We start from the raw sequence: 24,167 nt of genomic DNA, 5'->3' as shown, positions 1-24,167 counted from the left end.
TCTTTGTCGTCCACCGGCACCGGCAGCATGTGCCGGGCGAGGTCACGAGAGACCGGCACCATGACGTACAGCAGACCGCTGTCTCCATCCGGCTGCCGTGTTTCGATCGACGGCTGCTCCCCTACCGGCGGCGCACGCCGTGCCCGGCGCTTGCCTACATATCTCGCCACCACCAACGCACCCACCGCCAGCGAGAAAACTCCAGCCACCGCCACAACTGGCACGGCGAACGGAACCCCAGCCACCGCGGCCAAGCCCGCGACTGCCACACTCCCGCTTATCGCACCCCCAACCGTGATCGAGCCATCCTCGGAGTCGGTGTCGGGCCGACGCGCCGACTGCCCTGGCCTGGACTCGTGACGAGGGGCCGCGCGGTCCGTATCTGGAGCCGGCGGCGCACGATCGAGCGCCGATGCCCCTGCTGGATCATCCCCGAGGGCAGACTCATCCACAGTCCCCGATGCCTGATGTTGCCGGTCATTCTCGCCCAGTTCGAACCACACCTTCTTGCCAGCATGGCGGTGCGCCGTCTCGACCGTGATGTTCGAGCCCAGCCCGGTTCGAACGTCATCGGTAAACCATTGCCCTTCCGGGCCATCATGGCCGTGTACCGACAGACGCAATTTTCCATCGACCATCCGCCACCACACCTGCGCCGGGCCCTGCTCGAGTGCAGCACCCAGCAGCATCGACAGCTTGTCTACCGTGTCCTGCCGGGCGTGGTCCGACCATCTGTTGTCGGCCAGGAGTTTCGAGAGGCTGGCGACCAGGTCCGGCACCAGCGCCTCGGCATCGGCCGGAGCGATATGGAAGGCAGTGAGATATTCCACCGCCAGGCATGGCGCGATAAGGTCGTAGTACTGCTGCTCTGTGACGAGGTCACCGCGCGGGTTGATTGCATTGATGTAGTCCTGCAGCTGATCGAATTGCGCAGTCGACAGATTTCGTTCCAGCCAGGCGGCATGCACCGGGTCGCCCACGAAATTCAGCAGCGAGCGCCGCACCCTGGCGAGGTCCGGATTACCGTAGGCGTCCAACAGGTCTTCGAGATCGAAATCATCACCGAGCGCCCCGCCACACAGGAGCAGGTTGAGCAGGATATCGACCGAGATCGTCGCCGTGATCGCATTCTCAGCGGCCAATTCCGGGGGCAAGTGCGCGTCGATGTAGTTGCCGATATTTACCTCCCACGCGCCACCGTCAGTTCTCCGGGCGTGAGCGGGGCCGTCGGTAGCGTGCTGACGCAGCCACGGCACATTTTTCTTCTTCAGGAGCTTCCAACGCTCTTTGAAGCTTCCGTCAGGTTTGCGCCGCCACAGTTCGTGCATACCGCCACGGACATAATTCTGGGCGTCCACGACGAAGTTCTTCAAACCTCTGATTTCGGTTTGCCCGTCACCGAAGACAAATTCCGTCGTCGATCTGAAAAGGTCCTGCGGGAGGTCGGACTCCAGCACGAAGACGCGCCCGGCCCCGTCGACCCGAAGCTGCACCTCGAGCACGTCGAGATCACGGTTCATCAGCTCGCGCCGCATGCTGAGGTCGAGCCGTTTCGCCGGGCCGGACCACACGTAGAGGACAAGGTTCTCCTCGGCGAGGTAACCGAATCCCGGCATATCCCGGACCTGCCGTGCACCCGATGCCGCGAGATGCTCACTCGCCGCATAGTTCTCGGCCGCTGTCCGGGCAGCCCGCATCGCACCGACTGCCTGGTTGTACCGGGCGAAAAGCGTTCGCATATCGCCCTCGTGCGGTCCGTCCTCGACCTCCGGCAGCACCAGGGCTTCGAGCTCGTCGTCGAGATGACTGGCGACCGGTACCCCGAGCAGCTCGGCGCCCTGACGAATAGCCCTGGCCATCACCCGCGCTCGCTTGGCATGTCCCTCGACCTCGGACATCAGTCTCGCCAGCCGGCGGCGTATCTGCCGCGGGAAACGCCGTCTCGCCTCGACAGTGGAGTGGACACGCCGGCGACCGACGCGATCGGGGCGATCCGGCAGCGGGCGGACATCGGACCATTCGACTTCCCCGGGGCGTTCGTTATCACCGGCGTCATCGTCGGCACGCCGACGCCGGCCGACATACCGAGAAATCATCGCCGCGCCCGCGGCCAGCGAGGCAACACCGACCACCGTAATCACCGGGACTGCCGCTTGGACTCCTGCCACCGCGGCCAAACCCGCAACGGCCAGACTCCCGGCAATCGCTGCCCCGACAGTGGTCGAACCGTCGTCGGAGCGTTCGGGCCCGGATTTGCGCCGTCGGCCGAACAGGTTGCCTGTGAATCGTCGCCTGCTCTTCGGTGCGGGTGAGACCGTCTCCTCGGAGCCATTCGACTCCGCGCTCACACCGGGACTTGCCGAGCCGCTCGGGTCGCCGAGAGCTTCGCGACGGGCGCCGACCCGGAAGTTCGGGGACTTCTTCCCGGTGTTCTTGTGCGCCTCGAGCGAGGACACCGCATACGCACCCTCGGTGAGACCCGCCCACACCTCCACATTCCGATCGCGGTGATTCTCCTCGCCCGGATCGGCCTCGACCGAAAAGTAGCCGCGCTTCCGGACAACCCGAATTGTGTCCCCCTCCGATCCGACCGTATCGATCAGATCGATTCGCGGTTCACCGTTTTCCTGGCGCAGGTAGACCAGACGATATGTGTGCCCCAATTCCTCGCCAGTCCTCGGCGGAACCGCCACGATCACCGACACACCGTGCTCACCGAGCAACCCTCGGTCGCGCAGCCACTCTCCCCATGTGCGCAGACCATCACGTACCGCGAATATGTCGCGATAGAGCTGCGCCTGCCCGCCGAAATCCTCGAACACCTGCACCGCCGGCGTGCCCTCGGCCGGATCCGCAATCCGCAACGGGATATCCGGACGTCCGGTCTCCCTCGCAAAATTGGCCAACAGCAGCGGCGCGCACTGATTCGCCAACCGCGAAATCAACCCGTCATACTGCTCGGTCCACCCGGCGGTCTCGAACAACGGGCGCAGATCGGAGAGGGCACCCAGCCACCGCACCGCGTCCCCGTCTCGCGCGGTTCCGTTCAGCTTGATCAATTCGATCAGGTTTCTCAACAGCGCCTGGGCAACCTCGACCTTTGCGGCGGCGGATTCGGCCCGATCGATTTCTGCCTGGTCCCCCCCAGGGTCGGCCGCCGCGCTGGAACGGCCTCCGCTGGGCGATGGCACATCCGAAAGCCGCTGCTGCCGTGCCGAATCCGACGGCCGCCACGGAATCGTGCCGTCCTGCCCGATCGGATGTAGGTGAGCACCCAACCACCTGCGCATTCTCGGCAAGGCGGGCAAATGCGGCCCTCTCAGCGGATGCGGCAGTTCCGCCCAGGGAATCCGGGCTCGGAATACAGCGCCACGGACTTTCACGACCGGGAACGCGGTGATGACCCGGTTGCGTGCGGGTTCGAACACCACGCGAATCCGTTGACCATCGACTTTGCCGTCGATATGCATCACCGAAAATTCCCCGGCATCGGTGTAGAACGACCCCGACTTTCCCTTGCGCCACGTCCAGGTGCTGCTCGGGCTGGTCGCCACCTGCGCAACCGCCTCCAGTATTCGCTCTGTTCCCCAATCCGGAGGAAACACCGGCTTTCCCGGCGCACCCGGCCATTTGTGTCCACCGCCGAATCTGTCGCCGGACACGATATGCAGTTGGGCCTGCCCGTCCATGAGATCGTCGAGACCGCCGTAGGGTGCACAGGATCGTCGGGCCATTCGTTCCAGACCTGCAACACCGGGCCGCCGACCCGGCAAGGAAGGCCGCGCGTCGTCCCAGCTTTCCCGGAATCGTTCGCGGAACTGTCCGAGCCCGAACAACTCCACCACATCTATATCCGGATCCGATGCAAGGGCCTGCGCCCACCGATCGTAAAGCCTGCTTCCCGCTCGGATGGCTTGCGACCACGCCCTCGGGCTGGAGTACAGCGCACCATCGGCATTCTCCAGAACGCTCGGGCTCAACCCACTGGACTCGAGCGACCAACTCATCAGCCAACGCGCGACCTCGTGGCTACTGCTACTGAAGGGATACAACTCGATGAACCAGCGGTGGATCTCGGCGGCGAGAACTGATGGGGGGGCTTTGCGCTCCACAGACTGGTTGTATCGCTGGCACATGGCCTCCAGCCGGCCGTTCTCATCGAGGAAACGCGGATGGAGGAGCGCGCCGTGCGGGACGGTCTGCGGATCCGAAATGTAGTAGGCCCGAGGGTGGTCGGCGACAGCATATTCGGCGGCCGTCATCGGCACCGGCGAGGGCCGGTACCAGGACGATCCCTCATGGGTAGCGATCACGTGCCCCACCAGTATCCCGTGATCACCGAATTCTCCCGGCGGGAGGAAGGTGACGAGCGGATTCTTAGCGATCTCCGCGATCTCCCCCGGGGTCAACGGACGCGGCAAAGGCTCGAGGGCCGCGCGGAGTTTCGTCTCGAGTTCTTCGCCGTTCACCGGATCTGTTCGCGCCGAGAACCGTTCCTGCAAACCTCGAATAAAGTCCACGGTCAGCGGCTGCGAGCCATGCGCCCGGGAATGCGCGCGAGCAGCCAAATGTCTCGCCCACGCTTCATCTCCGAGTAACAATTCCGGATGCGGCTCACCGGCAGCGATGGCGACCTTCAGGAGCTCGGGGTCGATGAACAGCCATGCCTCCAGTAGCCGCTGTGCCGGTGTCTCGATCCCGAGATCGCGCTCCAGACGGTCGATCTCGGTGAGGTCGGCACGAGCCGGGTCGGATTGGCCGATATTCGACGTCAGTGGGTCGGTGTCATGCTCACCAGTGCCTTGCCAGGGCAGCCAGTTCCCGCGCTTGTCGAAGAAGCTGGCCCTGGTCGTGCCGTACGTGGCGACTTGTTCGCTGGTTTCGCTGATGTAATCGGTGACGATGCCGTTGGCGGGGTCCTCGACGACGACGCGGCCGTTGCTCCCGTCGGCGTCACAACGGTAAACGTACCGACTGGCGTGGTGGCCCACTCCGTGCTGGTCGACGATGGGTTCGCCATCACCATCGACCCGTTCGTCGACCACCACGGCGAAGACGCCGTCACGACGCGCGGGAGACATGGATTCGGCGATCGTACGGACCCACTCAGCGATGTCGTTGTGGTCGGCGAATCCTTGGAGTGCTGCGCCCCAGGCGGTTTGGTGTTCGTCTTGCGTCGCGCCGCCGATTCCGATTTTGCCGAAACCGGTAAAACCATGTCCGGTTTCAGCTTCCGCTCGTTCCAGCACCAGCCGATCACACTGATTCACCAACTCCGAAGATGCGGTGAGGTTCTCGCTGGCCCCAAAGGGAGCACTCACCCCCGTTTCGACCGCGGCTGCGGGGCTCGACGATTCCTCGGCTTCGATCGGATCAGCGACTCCGCCGACGCCATCCGAGAGGGATTCGGCGCGCCCGTCGGCCACATCAGTTGTCGCGGGCCCGTCCGCCGGCTCGCCGAGACCGTCCTCGGGCGGCGCCCGTTCGGCACCGGGCGATCGTATCGGGCCATCCCCCGGATCGTCCACCGCCGTAACGAAGTAAGCGGTACCGTCCGGTGAACTTGCAGCCCCCTCACCAGTCTTGGCCTTGTCCGCCGCGTCGGACGCGATGCCCGGTGGTCGAGCCAGCCTGCCCAACAGTCGGTCGTGCCAGTGCAACAGACTCAAGGCCCCGAAGTGCGGGCGCAGCCCGGCGACCGCGGCCTCGAGCTCCGACAGCTCCGCATCCACCACTATCGAGTCGTCGGCGGCGATGCGCTGCAGGGCCTCGACAATCTCCGGATCGAATCTCGTCTGCAGAACGGCGCGCACCTGCTCTGCTTCACGCGCCTGAACCTCGAAGGCCCAAGGCAAGTGCCGCATCCAGTCGGGTGAGCGGCGTCCCGCTCGCGGAGCTGAAATGGGGGCAGGGGTGGCATCCACCGGCTGTGCATACGATGGAAGCCGCGTACCGCCGTAAAGCGGATCGCCGTAAATTAGGCAATTCTTGACCGCGAGGACCAGTTCCTCCAGACTGCTGAATTCCTCGCCGGGGGACGGTGCCAGATAATGGAAATTCGCAGCCATCACATCGGCAATGCCGACTGCCCCGCGTCCGGCGGCAGGACGGGGGGTCGATACCCGCCATGCGCCCGTAGCGCTCTCCTCGACGGGGATGACCACCGATTGTCCGCGGATTTGCATCACTTCCACCAGCCTGCGGTTGTCCGGTTCAGGTTTCGCAGACTGCATGTATTCCCATATCGCCCCGCTTTGAACCAGCTGGAGCGCAACCTTGTCCGGGCCCGAATTGAAGTCGCTTTGCAACCATTCCCCAGCACTCGATTCCACATGCGTACCCAACCAGTCGAGCACGCCGGGAAGCCAGTTCCTCTGATATCTACCCGGGAATGCTTCCTTTCTCCGAGCATCGATATACGCATTCAACAGCGCCGGTACCAGCAGCTGCTCGAATACTGCACGATATTCGCGCTCCACCTCGATCGGGTCGGGATCCCGGGGCAGCAGTTCGACTCCGAGCGACCCGACGGCGACCGGAATGTATCGAATGTGCCACCCTCGCAGCAGGGCCTCGCCCAGGCGCTTAGTACGTTTGATCGCATTACTCAGCGCGGCGATGAAGTTGTCAGTCTCGGCGACAATCCACAATTCCGGGGTGTCGCCAGGTCCGCTGAATTCGGCGACGTCATATCCGTGCGGGGTTCCGGTACGCCGGTTCAGCTCGGCGTCCAGTGGCCCGCGCGCGAACTCGCCGACCAATCGCAGCCTCGCCGTGTGGCACCGCCCCACAAGAGCCGACAACTCATCCAGCGCAGCCAGGCGGGCGACCAGCGCAGCACGCCCGGGAAGCCCGTCCGCTCCGGTGCCGGACAGCAGAGGTTCGGCTACCGTGCGCAGGGTCGTCAGGTCGACCTCGAGCGCTGCTTGCTCGGCCGCCTCGCGCTGTAGATCGGCGAGCTTGCGATCCACCCAGGTCAGATCAGCAGCAACCAATCGACGAGCTCGGTCGATCGCCACCCGCCAGGCCCGCAATGAATCATCATCAGGCAGACCGATATCCGCCCGTTCGGCCAATGCCGCGCGGCTACGCCGCAGATACTGAACGTATTCCAGCGTCGGAACCAGCGGTTCTCCGTTCGGATCGAATGAAACCGCCTCCCATCCGATGACGTCGGGATCGGCTTCGTCACGCTCGAATTCCTCTCTCGTACCCGACTGAGCGCCAACGCGATCCATCTTCCACAGGAATTTGGACAGACGGAACTCGATCGGAGCATCACTGCGGAACTCGGTGACACTTAGCCAGGACCCGAGCTCCAAGTGTTCGAGCTCCGCCTGCAGTTCGGCCCGCCGCGAATACCGCTGGGCAACACCTGCTCGCGAATCACCGGGGTCGATCCGGTCGCCGCTCGAAGGCCGAGCCAGCTCGGCGGCGGCGACGGTACTCTCGGCAAACCGCTCCCGAAGGATGAGTTCGTGGCTCTCCTCGAGCAGTAGGTTATCGGCAACGACACGGGTCTGCCGTGCACCCCAGACCCCGGTTGTCTCGATGATCACGCGTAGGGTTCGAAGGCTTCGGTACGATTGCCGCTCCAGATTTACACCGGCCAGCTCCAGCAGCCAATCGGACACCTCTGGGTCCGGAACCGTGACGCCGCGCTGCCAACGACTCGCGGTCAGACCCAAAACCGTGTTCGTCACCTTCGCGATGTCGTATCCGTCTTTCTCAGGGGTCACGTCGAATTCGACAACTGCTTCGGGAGGCAGGTGGCCGGCAAGGCCCGCGACTGCCAGGGGATGCGAACGCAGGCGCAGCACAATCCGCCGCGACAACCACCCCTGCATCTCCACCGCGAATTCCACACGGCCGGACTCGAAGTGGGTGAATCGCACCGTCACCGCCGTCGGTGCGACGGCACGGTCCGGCAACGTGCGTGGCTCAAGATACGCGAGCAGAGTTTGGAATTTTGCCGATAGCTCGTACGGCGAGATCCCAGCGAAAGGACCCCCCGCCGACATCGCCGCCAGCCTGCCCAGCGCGGGTGCGGCAGCGCGGACATCTGTCACGGCCGTCATCACTTCTGCCTCGAGCCGCCAGCCATCCCTCTCTCCTGGCTGCGCCACAGCGAAATGGGTGCGCAAAAAGGCCTTCCACCCCTCGGCGACGTGTAGCGCCAACCCACCATCCTGGGTCGGCTCGACGTCTACCGGCCGGTCTTTATCCGGCCTGAGATCTTCAGCAAACCTGATCGCCGCATTCACGTACTCCTGCCGCAACGCTTCTGCCTCGGCCGACGGGATGCTGCCGGCCCCCTCGGTTTCTGGGTGTTCCAGCAATTCCGGGTCGAGCTGTCGCACTGCTTCGATCACCGAGCGCTTATAGGTCGTCAATTCCTCGGGGTTGCCCTGTGAGATTCCGTGGGCCGGCTCGTCGGTTGCCGGCTCCGGCGCCTGTCCGCTACTCGGTCCGTAGGAGTTATCGACCGGTACCGGATGGCCTTCTTCATCGAACAAAACCAGCTCGACCGATTCGACCGACGGGTCGTCCGCCACCTGGTGCAGCAGCCGGACCTCGTCGCCATTCTGATCAATCTCGACCGTCGGCTCGCCGGCGACCTGCTTGCGCCAGACGAGCGGAGTCGGAGCGCTGCCCGTGCGGCGAACCCGCATGACGATGACCGTCCCGGGCCGGCTGGTCCGTATCAAGTCGAATGCGTCAGCGAGACTGTCGAATACGCGGCACGAGGCGTCGAGCTGCTGATCGGTCTCGACGCCGAGCGGTCGCAGCGCATCGTGAAGTTGCCGAGCCAGCTCGCGATTGTGAAACTTTCCCGGCGGGAAGGGCTGTGGCAGGCCTCCCATCCATCGATACACCCGCCGCATCGATTCCAATCCGAGCATGACGATCGGATCGGCCGCCGGGTCCGCCCGTATGGCCTGCCACGCTCTGAAATCGTCGATTCCGTCGCGGACCTGTCGGTAATAGTCCTCGAACAGACCGAACATGTCGTTGTCGAACTCCCCGACGATCGCGCTGGACGCACTGTCGTCCCCGCTGAGCTTCTTCAGCAAGAAGTTCAACATGATTCGGCTGACCCGTCCGCCGCGTTCGGTGTGGACAAGGTCATGTTTGCTGACGTACCGCACCTGCACCTCGGTAGCGATCCGGAACGGATCGAAGTCGGGTCGGTTCACCTCGTCGCGGTACCAGCGGCAGATGGCCCCCAGTTGTTCCCGGGCGGCCTCGACAGTGCCGTAATAGGGATAGAGGAGCAGGCCGTACTGGCACGTCGGGGCCGGCCACGTCTCGGTCGCCTCCCGGTACCCCATGAGTTTCGACAGGTCCGCTTCGGCGGCGGCCTTCCCCTCCGGGGTGAGCGGTTCCGCCTTCCGGGGGCCAGGCTGGCCGTTTACCAACGGCGAAAACAGAATTCCGAATTCGCCCGGGTCGAACGGCCCTGGGACGTACGTCAGTCCCTTTTCCTCGAGGGCGGCGATCTCCTCCGGAGTCAGCTGCCGCTCCAGTACGGCGTAGCCCCAATTTCGGCTCGGCTCCAGATCTCCCCGGATCTCCCCCGCCCGCGGCCGCACCCGACCCCCTATCCGCCGGCTGAGCTCCTGAATGAACTCCACCGTGAGGTCACCATCGCTGGTGCGATGGCATTCGGCGAAGACGCAGGCATCAAGCCAACTGACATACCCTTCGAGATCGTCGAACAGGTACTCCGGGTGCTGCTGCCCGGCCACATCAGCGATATCGGCGAACTTACGCTCCATCATCAGACGATCGAAAGCCGCGCGGTCGGCAGGCGTCTCAATACCCAGCCTGCGCTCCAGGATCTCGCGCTGACGTTCCAAATCGAGATCGCGGAAGCTTGCATCGGCCCCCGGATCGGGCCCGAATCCGTCATTGTCGACGGTGGGCGCCGGCGCTGCGTTTCCGCCCGGGACATCGCCCCTATCGGAGAGAAGCTCGTCGACGATCGCAGCTGTGAACCCGCCAAGCAATACGGGGGGGTCGCCGCGCCCGGTCAACCCCGAGCCGCTCCGGCCGAACCGGAAGTCCTGATCCCAGAAGGGATAGATATGCAGTTCTACGCTCTGATTGCCGAACTGGCAGACGACGTATATCGGTTCCACATTGTGCTGTAGGGCATTCAGCCGACCGTGGTTGATGCGAGCGCGGTGCCGCAGCCCATGATCAATATTGTCCTGCACCACCGCCAGCGGCGATCCCCGGCTGCCGAACGGTGCGAGTGCTTTCGCCAGCCGCTCGAACATCTCGGACGGCACAGCCAGCGCCAGCCCATCCGGAATATGCACGCGCACATGCCGAATCGGCGCCAACGCCGTGGCGAGCCAAGCCGGCCAGTGCAGTGATTCGCTCACCTCGAAGGTCGAATCGCCAACCGACACAACGGCGCGCCGGTCACCGGCCGCACCGCTGATCCCGACCCGGATCCGAACCTCGCCCGCAAAGCGCAACGCGCGCTCAACCCGGTCGGACGCCCCCCAACCCGCCTCATCGATCCGATCGGCCGGCCATCCGGACAGCACCTCGGACAACCAATCCCAGACTCGGGCAGCCGCGGCCAGCCGAGATCCCTCGTCCCCGGAATCCGCCTGGATGGTCAGCGTGGCCGGCTCCCGATCGGCATCGCCACTCGTCACGGCGTTCGCACCGTCCCCGCCCACGAGTACCGAACTCAGCAGGACCTGCGGATGTGCGAACTCTCGATCGTCGACGGGGTGCAGCTGCTGTTCGATATAGGCGGCCAGCACGCGGACGCGCCACGCGATGTCGTCGGCGGCGATCGGCTGGTCCAGTAGTGCACGCAGCTCGTGCGGACGGTAGCTGTCAAGGATCTCCAACCGAAGCTGCAGCACCCCCTTGGCGACCAGCCCAGCCCGATGACCACCCCGCTCGTCCAGTTCCAGTGCAGCGGTGAGCATGTCGTCCGTGACGTCGTCGCGGCCCGCGAAATGCTGCCGCAGCAATGCGAGCACATCATCATCCGAGGCGACCGGCCCGACCGCCTCCGGCGACAGCCACACCATCTGCAGCTGAGACGCGTCTTCCTCGCCCAGGTAGTCTCCCAGCGGTGGAGCGGGTGCCGGCCCGGCCGCGACAGCGCCCTGCTTCCGGAAGAACTCGACGGCCGGGGTGTCCGGGGTGACGAACCAATGCAGTTGCCCCGCAGCTGCATTCCTCGCTTGCTCGAACAAGCGCGTGCCGATGCCGTGGCCGAGGCTGCCCTCGAAAAGGTAGAGACCGTTCAGGATCGTGCCGACAATGCTGCCGGTGCGATCCCTGAGCGGTGACCAGGTGGCCGAACCCCGGACGAATCCATCCGAGGTCACCGCGACCCAGCTGACAGCAGTGTCATTACCCCGAATGGCTGCCGACCGTTGCCGATAGAGCTGATACAGCCCGAACTCGTTCACTCCTTCGTCAGGCTTACCGGCGTACGCGATCTTCAACGATCCCAGGATCTCGGTCCACAGTATCGATAGCCGATCCTCGTCCTGCGCGGGCCGCAGAGTCACCGCACCGATATCGACCGGCTGTCCCATATCGAAAACGGCTGAAACAGCGCAATGCCCGTCCGCGGCATCAGTGGACAGCCGGACACCCGGTGTGCACTCGAGCAACGTCAAATCGGCGGCCGGCTCGGATCCGTTGGCGGACAGGGTGATTGTGACGCGCTCTCGGGTCATCTCGACCTTCAGCAGTCCGTCGCGCTGAGCCGAATCGGCCGTGAACTCCCGTTGTGGATCGAGCAGCAGAGCAGTAACCATCTCCATGGCGACCATCGCCGCACGATCGGCCTGATCGGGCCGCCGCCCGAGCACATCCCGCACCGTTGCGTAAACCCGTTGGAACAGCATGTCTTCGGCGGTCATAGCCGTTCCGCTGTCCCCGTCCCCGGATTCACTGCCGTCTCCGACGACTCGCCGGGCGAGCCGATCATCCTGCATCACACCCTGATCGGTGAGACCGATCTGCAAGGTGCGGCTCGATGAGAGTCCGGTCGTGGCAATGAGCTCCCGGCGAATTCGCTTGACGTATGCCCTCTTGTCTTCCATGGTCGACAAGCTCGTGTAGTCCTGCCAGATTTGCTGTGCCGCAACATCGTCGACGTCGGCATCCGCCAGCAGCGACCGGAGCTTGACGACCACATGCCGATCGCCGCGGCGCACAAACGAGTTCAGCAGCTCCGCGAACAGCGGGTCGATCTCACCACCGGAGACCCATGACCGGAGCGTGGCCACCAGCTTCCGTTCGGCCCGGCCGGCCTTTGATCTCCAGCCCCGGCGCCCGGTGGAGTGTCGAGCGATGTGCTGCAGCGCCCAGTCGTTGACGGCGCGGAATGCGGCGTCCTGCACAGCAAGGCGAACCTTGGGGTCCGCGAACTTCGGCGCGAGCAGAAGCGGGTTGATTCCATCGACGGGTGACTCGGCGGGAGGAATCTCGTCGGTGCTGGTCGCGGTGCCGCGGGGGCCGTGCATCAAACTTTCGAAAGCGGCGAAGATGTCTTTGTACGACCAGGTCTGGGCCAGGTCGGCGGGTAGGTCGGTGACCGTCTTGCCGCCATGGCTGTGGTCGGCATCCAGGTGCATCGCATACCCGGTTTTGGCGGCTGGATGGGGGTCGCCGGGATGGGCGTCGTACACCAGGTATTGGCCGCGGAATTCGATATCGGGATACAGCGCCGCCAGGCATTCCTGGATCGAGCCTTGGTAGCCATCGTCGACCAGTACGACCAGCGCGCCGGGACGGTCCACCGGCACACCACTTTTCGTCAGCAAGTTGGTGAGATTCGACATCGCACCATCGATCTCGTTCTCGGACACGTACGACCGCAACTTCCGGAACTCCTCCGGCAGGCTGAACACAGCACCGTCGCGTTCCCGCTCCTGCAGCGCCGCCTCCACCAGCCGGCGCGACAGTGGAATCACGGTGCAATGCTCGCCGACAAACACCGGGTCGTACACGGCCGCAGCCTGCGCCGGCGGGTAACCGTCGCGGCCCAAGTAGGCCACCACAACGTCGTTCCGCCCGGCCGCCCATGCTTTCGCGGCCTTCAGCATGTCGACCGCATGCTTGGCCACGAACGGCGCCATCCACCGATACAGCGCGTCATAGCCCTGCCGAACCGCGGCGATCCCCTCAGCCGACTCGACGCCCCATTTCCGGCACAGTTGGCTTACCGCCAGCTCGCGGTCCGCGAGGCGTTCCTTCCCGGAGTCCGATCCTCCGGAACCTATTCCGCCCAACCAGCTTCGCAACCGGGCGGCACCGCGCATCGCCACCGGGGCAACCACGAGCCGCACCGCTGTGGCCACATCGGCGGAGCCAGGGCGGGAATCGGTGAGGCTTGCGATGTACCTCCGCAACCGCAACTCGCGTAGTAGCCTGCGCCATTGCTCGACCTCGTCCTCGACACCGGCGAGTTGCTCTTGCAGCCGTGCAATCCCGTCACGTACGACCGCTTCATCGGCGGTGGAATGTCTTTGCGCGAGTTTCCCTTCCTCAGCGCGCAGTGCAGCCACGATGTTCCTGCGGCGAGCCTTCGCTGCCCCCAATGACGCCCGATACTCCCGCACGACTGCGCGCACGTCGGCTGGATCGGCAGGCGACGCCGCATCGACGAACTCGGACAAAGAACGCGCACCCAACCCTGTACCGCTCGCCCGGCCCGGCTCGTTCGTGTCCTGGTCGTCCTGCCGTCGAGCGAGCCCCATCCTGCGGGCGCCGACCCACCGAGTGATCCTGGCGATGCCTACGGCCAGCGTCACAACTGCGAGTGTCATTCCCGCCGCGGCAGCCACGGCACCCGTGGATACCCCGGCGTGCACATGAACGGCAGAAGCCACAGCGTGCATATGCGCTGGCTGTGCCTTCTGCAGCGCAGGCTTGGTCGCCGCAAGCGGGATCGCACCGCGGAACATACGCCGGAACCACGGGCGGCGCTTCGGCTTTTCGGGCTGCGCTTGTTCGGTCGTTTCCAGGGAAGGGGTCGAGCCGTCGTCCGGCTCGGATTCGTGTTGGTCGCCCGCGCCGCTTTCCCCCGCCGCGCGGGCCTGCCGGTTCCGCTCGGCCCCTGCGGTTTCGGATGCCTGATGCGCGTCGAAATGGTTGGCGGTCACCAAGAGTGCACGAATGTAGGCGAACTCTTTCGGATGTTCCAGGTAACGCCGACCGTATTCCGGATCATTGTTCTCCGGCAGCTGGGCTGCGGCGTATTTCTCGACCGACTCGCCGGCGAGGTTGGCGACCCGGATTGTCCAGTATTCGACGGGGTACCCGGACGCCCGCAGCCCGGGGGCGACGGCATCGATGTGCTGGATCGGATCGCTCAATATCGAGAACACCCGAATGGACGGCTCACGTCCGCTGGCAGGGTCCGCCGCAAGGAATACGATCCCTTCGGCGATCCATTTCGCCGTGCGGCCCGCCGACCGCTCGCGCTCGATCAGCGCCGCACCTTCCCGGCGCGCCCGTGCCAGTGCGAGTGCGGCGCGATCCCGGAGTGCGCGAAGGATCCTCGGCAGATTATCGGTCGGGATTCCCGCGCCTGCGAGGAGCGTCATCACCTTCTCAGCGAAATCAAGCTGCTCGGCGAAATCGAGTTCCGGCCGATTTTCAATAATCCGCCATTCCTGTTTTATCCGCTTTATAAGCTCTTTCGCGTCAGGTTCGCTGATATCCCGGTCACCGAAGAGTGAATAGAGGTCGACGATGAGCGAGTCTTCGCCAGCACCGATAGTGAATGCCTCGATATCCTCCCGCAATTCTGCAATCGCCTGCTCGTCCGGAGGGACGGGCGCGGCGTATGACCGATCTTCCGCGTCTTCGGACAGAACGGCCTGCCAATCGACAGCCCCTTCGACAAGCCGCAGGTGCGGTGTGCGCGCCGCGTCTCCAGATCGCTGGCGATGCTGTTGCGCCGGCTGATGGGATTGATCGTGGGCTGCGGTCCATGCCTCCTCGGCGCGCGCAAGATCAACAGACGCGGAAGCATCGTCGCTCTCGGGGATCTGCGCTAGCAGGGCTGAGATGAACGCATACTGCTCTCCCGTGTAAGCGTCGAGCCGGAAGTCGTCCGGCTGAGATGCCTGGTGAGAGTCAGGCTGCCAGGGCTCTATCGTGCCGGTCCGGTCCTTACCATTGATCTTGTGGATCCGGTAGTACTCGATCCTCGGGTCGTCCGGATCAATATCGGGAGCGAGCAGCCTGATGAGCTGGCGGGGGTCGGCGGCGGCCGTCACGACGACATAGCTGCCGTCCGGCCGTCCACCGATTCCGTCCGTCACCTCTGAAATCCGCTCAGCCCCCAGCGCAGCGAGATACCTGCGCCCAAGCAGAATTTCGGCTGCCCTCCAGACCAGCGGTTCCTGATACCGAAGGCCCCAGAGCGCCTTGGGGACCTGCAGATCAAGTCGGGGGGCCTCCCCGGCTCGATCGCCGGGTGGCTCGTCGCCTACCGGTCGCTCGGCTCGGTGTGGCTGTTGCCCGGTAGGTCCGTTGGGTCCGGCGTCGTCGACCACCGGCGAATCGGGCGCTCGCTCGGCCGAAATGTAATCGGCGGAACCGTCATTCGGATCCGCAGGTGAGGGGGGCGCGGCGGCGAGACCGCGGTCCAGGAGGGCGGTATTCAGATACGGCCGGTCGCGATCCACACCGGAAGCCTCGAGCTCGTTCAGAACGATGCTGAAGAAATCGTCGAAGGTCACGGTCAGACCCTCACGCTGCATCTCCCTAGCCGTTTTCAGCGCCTTCGTAATGGCACGGACACGCTCGGCTCCGAAGCTCGTACTGGGGTCCTTCTTCATCATCTCGGGCGATGGCTCCGCAGCGATACCCACACCCCTGCCCCGGGAATAGCTTAATGCTGGAGTATCCCAACCGAACACAATTTCCGGATGACTCTCTTGTAACGCGAGTACCCACTCACAAACCCGCTCCGCGGCCTCGATTTCATCCACCCAGATGACAATTCCGTCGCTACGATCCTGGATCGGTCCAGCGATTTTGGCCTTGAGTACCCCCCGGAACTTCTCCTCGTCGTTGATTAGTTCCTCGAGTACGCGCCCCATCACCCCGAGCCTTTCGGCATATGCCACGTTCAGATATACGCGAAACTTGATATCGCCGGGTTGCACTCCAGCTCGCGCGAGGTGCACCCACGCAGCGGCCTCGACGTGGTCAGACAGAGTCGGATTGTCCGGGAGCATGAAATTGCTCTCTTGACGGCCGACCTCGATCGGGCCACTCATGCACCGTTCTACAAGATCGACCAGGGCACCCAGGTACGCCGCGTAATCCCCCTCGGTGATAACTGAAGATTTATCGTGATGTACGTACTCCGCATAAATGTCCTGGTAGTAACGGACAGAATCTGGTTTCGACCAAATACTCAGAAGGAAATATTTCAACCTATCCAGCGAGAGGTCCGGCGGTTCGACACCATTCAACCGATGGGTCAGCTCCCAAACCGCCACCAGGTCGTCGTGCGACATGTCCGGCAGCAATTCGCGCAATTCCTCGAGATATTTCGGCCGACCGAATACCTCCGGATAATCAGCAACCGCCCGCGCCAGCAATTCATCGCGCTGCGCACGCAACGCCCCGAGTCGGCCCAATAACCGTTCGAGCCGATACGTCAGATCGCCGGGCATGTACCGGTTTTCCTGGCCTACCGGACCGGGGTTCTCGCGGTAGTGGGCTCTCATCTCAACGTTGATCAGCTCGAACTGCCGCTCGAACCGCGCTATCTCGGCGTCGAGTTCCCGCATCTCGGCCGACAGCAGCGTCCACGTCTCCTCGTTGAATTCGTCTGCACTGTGCGCGCTTTCGGGATCCACGGCTGTCGCGGGCGGGTCCGCCGGCTCACCGGAACCCTCCCCAGGCAGTGCCGCAATGCTTGACAGTGGCGTGGCTTCGAATCGCCCCGTGAGCTGTGTCATCCGGATGAAGGCCAGGAGGCTGATCGCACGCGCACGCTTCCCGGTAACCCGGCCTCGGCTGAGGTCCTCGTCAGCGCCGGTGGCCGCCGATTCAGCGAGCCACCGCTCAGCCGCTGACTGATGCTCGGCTGGAAGGCCATCGATGTTGCCCGCCAATGCCTCCGGATCGTCGAGGCGAGCCGCATCGACCAAGGCGGTGGCAAACGCGTTGTCGGCCAGGAGCGTGCGCTCGATGTCCTCGACGGCCTCCACATCGACCCCGAGCGCCATCGCGACATCGGCGGTCGACTTTCCCTGGCGCAACCGCAGTTCGACATATTCTAGCTGGCCGGGGTCGAGATCCACGGCGTCCAACACCGCCATCGTCGCCGGCCCGACCACCACCGTCCGCCCGGCATGCACCCGCTGGAACGCAGCCGCCAGCGCCTGCACCAGTGCGCCGAACGCATCCCGGTGCAGAAGATTCAGTTCCGCCGTCGTGATACCCATCGCCGCCCGCGCATCCGCCCGCGACAGGCCCCGCGTGTACCGCAACGCGAGGTAGCGCCGGTGATCCGGGCTGAGCCCAGCGATACAACCCGCCGCCAGTTCGTCGGTCGCCAGCGCGACGACCTGCTTGCCATACCCTGCATCAGCCGCCCGCATCACATCGCGTCGCAGCTGTTCCAGCTCCAGCGGCGGCCCACGAGTATCTGGCACGAGCCGCGAATCAGTATTCGGCAGAGGCGATTCCGTGCTCGGATATCGCGCCGAACCGTCCGGCTGGGAGCCGGTCGGCTTGTCCGGGTGCTGCCGGCCCGAAGCCGGCCCCGACTTATCTCCCGTCGAAGCGGAGGACACCGATCCGGGGTCTGCCTGGCTGAGGCCGAGGGATACCAGCAGTGCCTCTGCCATCTGCAACTCGGCTGCCGCAGACCACAATTCGGAGGCAGCAACGCGCAGCAGGCCGATCTCCTGCTCGGTTGCTTCGAGTCCGGCGATGGCGGTGGCGAAGCCTTCTGGATCAGTCATCTGAGCGATGAGATTCATAACTCCTGTGGCCGAATCGGACTCGTCGTCACTCGAGGTCTGGTCCACCTCGCCCTTGCGACGCTCAGCGGCTCGGCCGTAGACAATGGCTTGCAGGCGGTTCCATGCACCGACCCAGGCCATCGAGGCCACGGCATAGCCGAGCACCAGGCCGGATCCGTCGGCACCGGATATTATCTGCTGAAGTCGACCGAATTGACGAGCGACTGTCTGCGCGACGGGCTTTTCACCGTCTTGCGTCATGAGAATATTCAACAGGGCCGAGAACGTCGCTACGAGTCGGGAATAGAAGATGGCGTCGGACGGCGAAACGGTCTGCGGCGAAACGGATTTCCCGTCAGCTGCGGGTTCTGCCTGCTGTGACGTCGTCGCCGCTGCTCGAGCGTCTTGATCCACGTTGCTTTCCGAATTGGCCACACCATGTTCCGAGTCATGCTCTGTCGCCGAATCCGGCTGAGCAACAGCCGAATCCGTCTCGCTCTCGTCATGAATCGGCGCGTACCAGCCGTCCTGTTGGGCTCGAGCCTCCAGATCGGCCAGCACGTCGTAGCCGCTCGCATCGCCATTCTGAGCCCGCAGATACGCTTCGTCGGCCGTTCGGAGAAGCGTCTCGCGCCGCTGTCTTTCCTCCTCGGGCAGTCCAGTGGTCTCGGTCCGGTCGGCGAACTCGGCAAGGCTGGCGACGAACTCGTCGGCGCGCTCCTGCAGGGTCGGACCACTGTCGGCCTGGCTCACCCGACCACCCGGCTCTGTCCGCTGTCCGGCCGTACTCCGACTACCGTTACCGACGTGGGTGGGACCGGAAAGTGCGCTGCCGGAAGGCGTTTCGGCCAGTGCGGGCTGAAGCTGTTCGAGTGTGGCAACGGGCGCGCCCGCACGGGATCCGGTCCTCTGGTTCGCGGCAGCGGATGCGGCGGCCTCGGGTGTCGCGTGAACCTTTTCGGCACGGCGAAGTTCCCGGACCGCGCTCGCGTGCTCCTCTGCCGCCCTTTCGGCCTTCCGGATCATCTCGTCCTGGGCAGCCGCGGCGTGCGTCTCCGCCACAGCGGACTTGTGCTGGGCGACTTGCAAAGCCTCCCGGGCCGCGCGCTGCTCGGCCACGACGGCCGGATCGCCGGGCGCCTGGGCGACCGACGCGGTGGCTGCGTCGTACTCGGCCTGCGCCGCATCCTTCTCGGCGTCTGCCTCGGCGGCGGCATCGGCGGCGATGGCGTGATGGGTGACCGCGACCCCGACCCCGGGATCACGTGAGTTCGTGTACAGCCAGTTCGTCAGTGAATCGATAATTTCGGCCATACCCGGATCACCATTGCGCCCGGCACGCGCCGGACGCTGGATGTTCTCGGCCGGCGCGTCGGGATCATGCCCCACGACCAGGACATAGAGCCCGCCGAGTTTGCGCACCTCATCACTGATCGGGATATCGGCGCCACGACCCAGCAGCCCGGTAGCCACCGTGACCTTGTCCAGTTGTCCGGCTTGTTCTTGAATGTGTATCAGGTGCAATTCCGCCAACGCGTTCGCGTCGCCGGTCGCCACCAGGTGGCCGTGCTCATCCGGGTTGAACCAATCGCTATTCTCGGGCGACTGTACCCATTCCATATTCTCATGCTTGAGGAACCACGCCATATCGATGCTGTTGTGGACCTCTAACCCTTTTTCGGCGAGCATCCCGGTAAAGGTCTCAACCATGTCGTTGTACGGATTGATGACCAGCACCGCACGCCGTTTCGCGTTTTCGGCCACCACCCGATCGACGCCATAGGCGTACATCTGCTCGTCGGTTCGCTTGACATTCTTCTGGATTATCAGCTTGGACTTGAAATAGTCTCTGATCTGCATCATGCCATGGACCGAGAACCGTCGCTTGATCTCCTCCGCCGATTTACCCCACAGCGTTCCCGACATTACGAATAGGGTGTCGTAATTCTGCTCGCTGTAGCACTCGTCGTTCGTGATCACGACCGTGTCTTCGGAACCACCGATGGCAGTCATGTGCGCATCATGCTTGGCCTGCACCGCCTGCTGCAGCCCATCCTGCCACTCGCTCTGCGACGACTGTTTGGCATCGCGCATCGGCTTGCCGTCCACATCACCGAGCACGATCACCTTCTTACCGTTCACATCGACGTGCACCGAGTAATGACGCTTTTCGATCATATATTCGGCACCGACGGTCCGAGTGAATATATTCTTCTCGTCGGCGGTAAATTTACGGCCGGGTTCTTCGAGCCGTTCGGCCCATAGCTTTTCTGCCTTGGTAACGACCTTGTCGCCCACTGCCGGATTACCACCCATCCGACCTCCGAGCATGCCGAACATGCGACGGGTGATTCCGAAGTCCTTATCGGTCAGGTTACCCGCTTCCTTCTGCTCGACCAGGAATTCTCGCATATTCTTCCAGAGCGCCTTCTCGGGTTCGCCCATCTCCTCGATCTCGCCACGGCGCAAGTAATGTGGAGTGTCCTGCGTGACGAGGACCCGGTCCCCTTCATCGATGATCGCGAAATGCCCGGGCGGAGGATTCTCGTACAATCTGCCGGTCTTGTTTTCATCGTCGGTGAGCAGCAGAATCGTCGGCACATAATTCTCGTCGGCCGGGCTCCTGGCTCCCTCGAACGTACCGTGTGGATCCCAGCGCTCGACCCGGTATCCCAGCAGCGATCCCGCCTCGACGTAATACTCCTTGAGCGCACGGTTGGCCAGCGTCTCGGTGGTCGTAATGACCTGAACGATCCCCTCACGGGCCGATACCCACAGCGACAGGCCCAGGGCCACCATGGTTTTGCCCTGAGCGGTGCTCATCTGAGCCATCACGCCGTCACGCCCGCCCAGCATCGCCCAGACCTGGTTCCACCGCATGACCTTGCCGGTCGCCCGGCGGACCGATTCCACGATCGACAACAAAGCCGTCAGCTCGTCACCATGCTGCTGCATTTCCGCCAGTTCGTCGCCGGACAGCTCCCGCATCGCGTCGCGCTCCACCTTGTAGTAGCGCAGCAGCCGGATAGCGGCCCGTCGATACAGACGGGTTTCGCGGGAACCCGGATCCTTGGTCGAATTCCTATGGGAATCACTGAATTCGCGAAGCCTTCTCAATGCGTCCTCCGCATTGTCCAGGTGGACTTCGTCGGATTTTTCGAGGCCGAACAGTCGAGCCAGCCGCTCCCGCAGACGTTCCGGCAACGACCGGTCGGGCTCGTGGCGCTCCGGGCGGGTGTGCACCTGCTTCGGCGGCTCGGCGGCCGCGTGCGCCTTGTCTGCCGTTGCACCACGCTCGGTTCCGCCCTGATGCGCACCGGCGTCGCCTTCCCCGGCTTCGGCCCGGGACACCGCCGCCTCGGCATCCCCCCTCTCTCGAAGGGTCTGCGTCACCCGCGGGTCATCCGCAGCGTGCAGCTGCGCTTCCATCTCGGCCAGCATCGGGTCGAACGGCTCGCCCGCGGCCTCGGCCTGGCGGCGCAGGGTGTCGACGTGTTCCTCGACGGACTTCTCGACCGCCGTCTTGTAGGCCGCCTGTGCCTGCTCGAGCGCCTCCCGCGCACGCCGGAGGACCGGATCCTCGTTCGCCTGCCGTAGCGCCTCGTCACGGGCGGCTGTGGCCTGGTCGAGCACGGCCCTGGCTTCGTCGACCGCCTGCTGCGCCTTTGCCAGGTCTTCCTCGGCTCGGCGCTGGTCGGTCGCTTCGCGTAGGGCGGATTCCGCCCGGTCGAGCGAATGCCGCAGCGGCGCCGACGCCAGCTTCTCGTCTTGTACTGCGAGCTTTTCAACCGGCTCGGCGCGCTCCTTCAGCTGGTCTGGGGATGCCTCTTCGTCGCCGAACATCTCGTCGCACCGCGCTTTTGCCGAATCGAGTGCGACTTGCCTGCGGTCCAGCTCTGCCTGCGCCTCGTCGACCTTGGCCTGGGCGGCGGCCAGCGCCTGCGCCAGCTCGTCCTGCTTCGCCTGTTCCGGGTCTACTTCCCCGGCCTTGTCGGCGGGCTGATCCGCGCCGTCGTATGGGGCGCTCCCGTCGTGTTCGGGCTTCGTCGGGTCAGCGCTGTTTGCTTCAGGCGCAGCGTTTTCCGTTGCGGTGGCATCGTGTTCGGCTGTGGCGGTCTCGTGCCCCGCCGTGGATTCGGTTGCGGTCGCATCCTTTCCGGTGCCGGTTGACAACCGGCTTGCGTCAGGTTCGGCCGTGACCAGCACGATGACCGAATCCTGGTGGGCAGCATCGGAATTACCTTCGTGCGTACCATGCTCGCCGGATCCGGGGTGCGGAGCGGGGGCGGCACCGCTCCGGCTCGTCGCGCCGGTCGCGGTCAAGGTTGCGTCGCCGGTGGTGGAATCAGCGGGCGCGCCGTCGATCGGGTGCTCACGTCCGGACAGATCGGACGGTTCGCTCGATCGTTCGTGAGTGATCGGTTCGCCAGCGTCGGGTCCAGTTGCCTCGGTGCCGGCCTGTGGGACATCCCCACCAGGATGAGGAATTTCGGCAACTTTCCCGGTGGGCTGTGTGGCGGAATGAGCGGGCTGGGTGTCTTCGGGCGTTGCGGCAGCTGACGTAAGGGGGTTCGGGGCGGCCTCGACCGGATCGCCAGCGGCCGTTGCCTTTGCGCCGGAATTGGTCGAGACCGCATTCGGCTTGCGGTCGGCGGTTATCTCGCCCGCTCCTGGATTTGGTGCGCGAGTCTCCACTGCCCCACCCCGGCTCTGCGCGCCCGCTGCCGAACCGTCGGTGGGGACAGTCCTTCTGGCAGGTTCGGCGCCGGGAGCGCCCGCGCGGGTATGGCCGCCCTCGGCGGTCGGGTGTGGGGTGCCGACACGCGGTGCGGGCTGCGGCTGTTCGGCGGCGTCCGCCTTCGGGCCTTCCGGTGCGCTCGGCGAACCGGCCCTGGGCCGCGCCGGGGTCGAGCCGTTGACGGCGTCGGCGGCTCGCGGTGAAGACGACGAATGGGACTGCGGCACACCGCTTTCAGATGACGAATCGCTACCAGACGCCGACGGGTCAGCGGACGCCGCAGAGCCGTCGAACGAAAATTGTGCACTGCCCGGAGGCGGTCCGCCGGGCGGTGCCGGTCCACTGCCCGGTCGTATCCACTTTTCATCGACACCCTGTTGCCAGAGCGTTTTGTAGTTCTTGTCGAGCTGGTTGAAGGTCTCGATGTCGGCCGGATCGGCGTTCTGAAGCCGGGCCGACGCCTCGAGCAGATTTTCCAGATACACCGACCGACTGGCCCGCTCGTTGACTCCCCCGGCCCATTTCCTCCCCTGGTCGACCGCCTCCATGCCCGCCGTAACCGCCAACGTAGTAAGGCTGAAGGAGTAGTCGATCTTCGACGCGTTGATATGACCGGTGTCGACCAGTTGCTGCAACGCCTGCCCCGCGATGCCGCCCGCCCACATCGCGCCCGTGGATGCCGCGGTCCCGATCCCGAACTCGACGGCGCTGGTCATGCCGTGCGACAGGTCGATACCGAACCGATCGAGAAGCGCCGGCATGCCGAACTCGACCAACGGCCGGACCCCACCGGCAGCCGCCCACGTCAGCCCCTGGCCGAGCATCTCGCCCAGGTCGAAGCTGTGGCCGTGGTCGACTGCCAGCTGAATCCCGGTGTTGACGGCCATGCCCTTGAGGCCCTCCTCGAAGGCGCTCATCGCGAACTTCTTCAGGAGTGTCTTGGCCACGCCCTCTTCGAGCATGCGGGCAAGGACGGCCTCCAGCTTGGTGCCGAGGTCCGCGCCGGCCTGGCGGATCAGGTCGAGCCCCGCCGCCTCGATCGAGGCCATCGCCAGCGGCCGCATCGCCATCCCCCATGGCGTGGTCGACAACGCCCACCCTGCCCTGATAAGGCTTTGCAGCGTCTGCGCCGCAATGAACTGCATCTGCCACTGCGTGCTGCTCATCTGCTTGCCGGCCGCCTGGGTAGCGGTCCCGCTAACCGATCCCCCTCGAGCAAGGGCCTGAACCGACATGTCCCCAGACAACATCGGCTGTGCCGACTCGTTGAACGCCTCCGCGGCGGCGCCCGTGTAGTAGTCCTGCACCTGTCCCAGCGACGAGTCAATCTCGGAGTACACCTGCCCGCCCAGCCGGGATGCATAGCCGCAGAGGTTGCCGCCGTACTCGATCAGGCCCTGACCATCACCTTTCGGAAACTCGGAGCAGTTCGTGACATCGGTCAC

General features: G+C 64.6%; 1 protein-coding gene (cut by a window edge). It reads right to left on the bottom strand.

The genetic code is table 11. The features are described from left to right. On the bottom strand, positions 1-24,167 hold the 5' portion of the coding sequence (locus KO481_RS15745; RefSeq protein ID WP_215917836.1) for an FHA domain-containing protein. Its footprint begins 12,052 nt before the window's first position; 24,167 of the gene's 36,219 nt are visible here — the first part of the coding sequence; it begins with the start codon at positions 24,165-24,167; its stop codon lies off the left edge, out of view.

Source organism: Nocardia albiluteola (assembly GCF_018860155.1).
In the GTDB taxonomy this organism is placed as follows: Bacteria; Actinomycetota; Actinomycetes; order Mycobacteriales; family Mycobacteriaceae; genus Nocardia; species Nocardia albiluteola.
The sequence above is the reverse complement of the archived record's forward strand: the minus strand, read 5'-3'. Positions and strand labels throughout refer to the sequence as shown.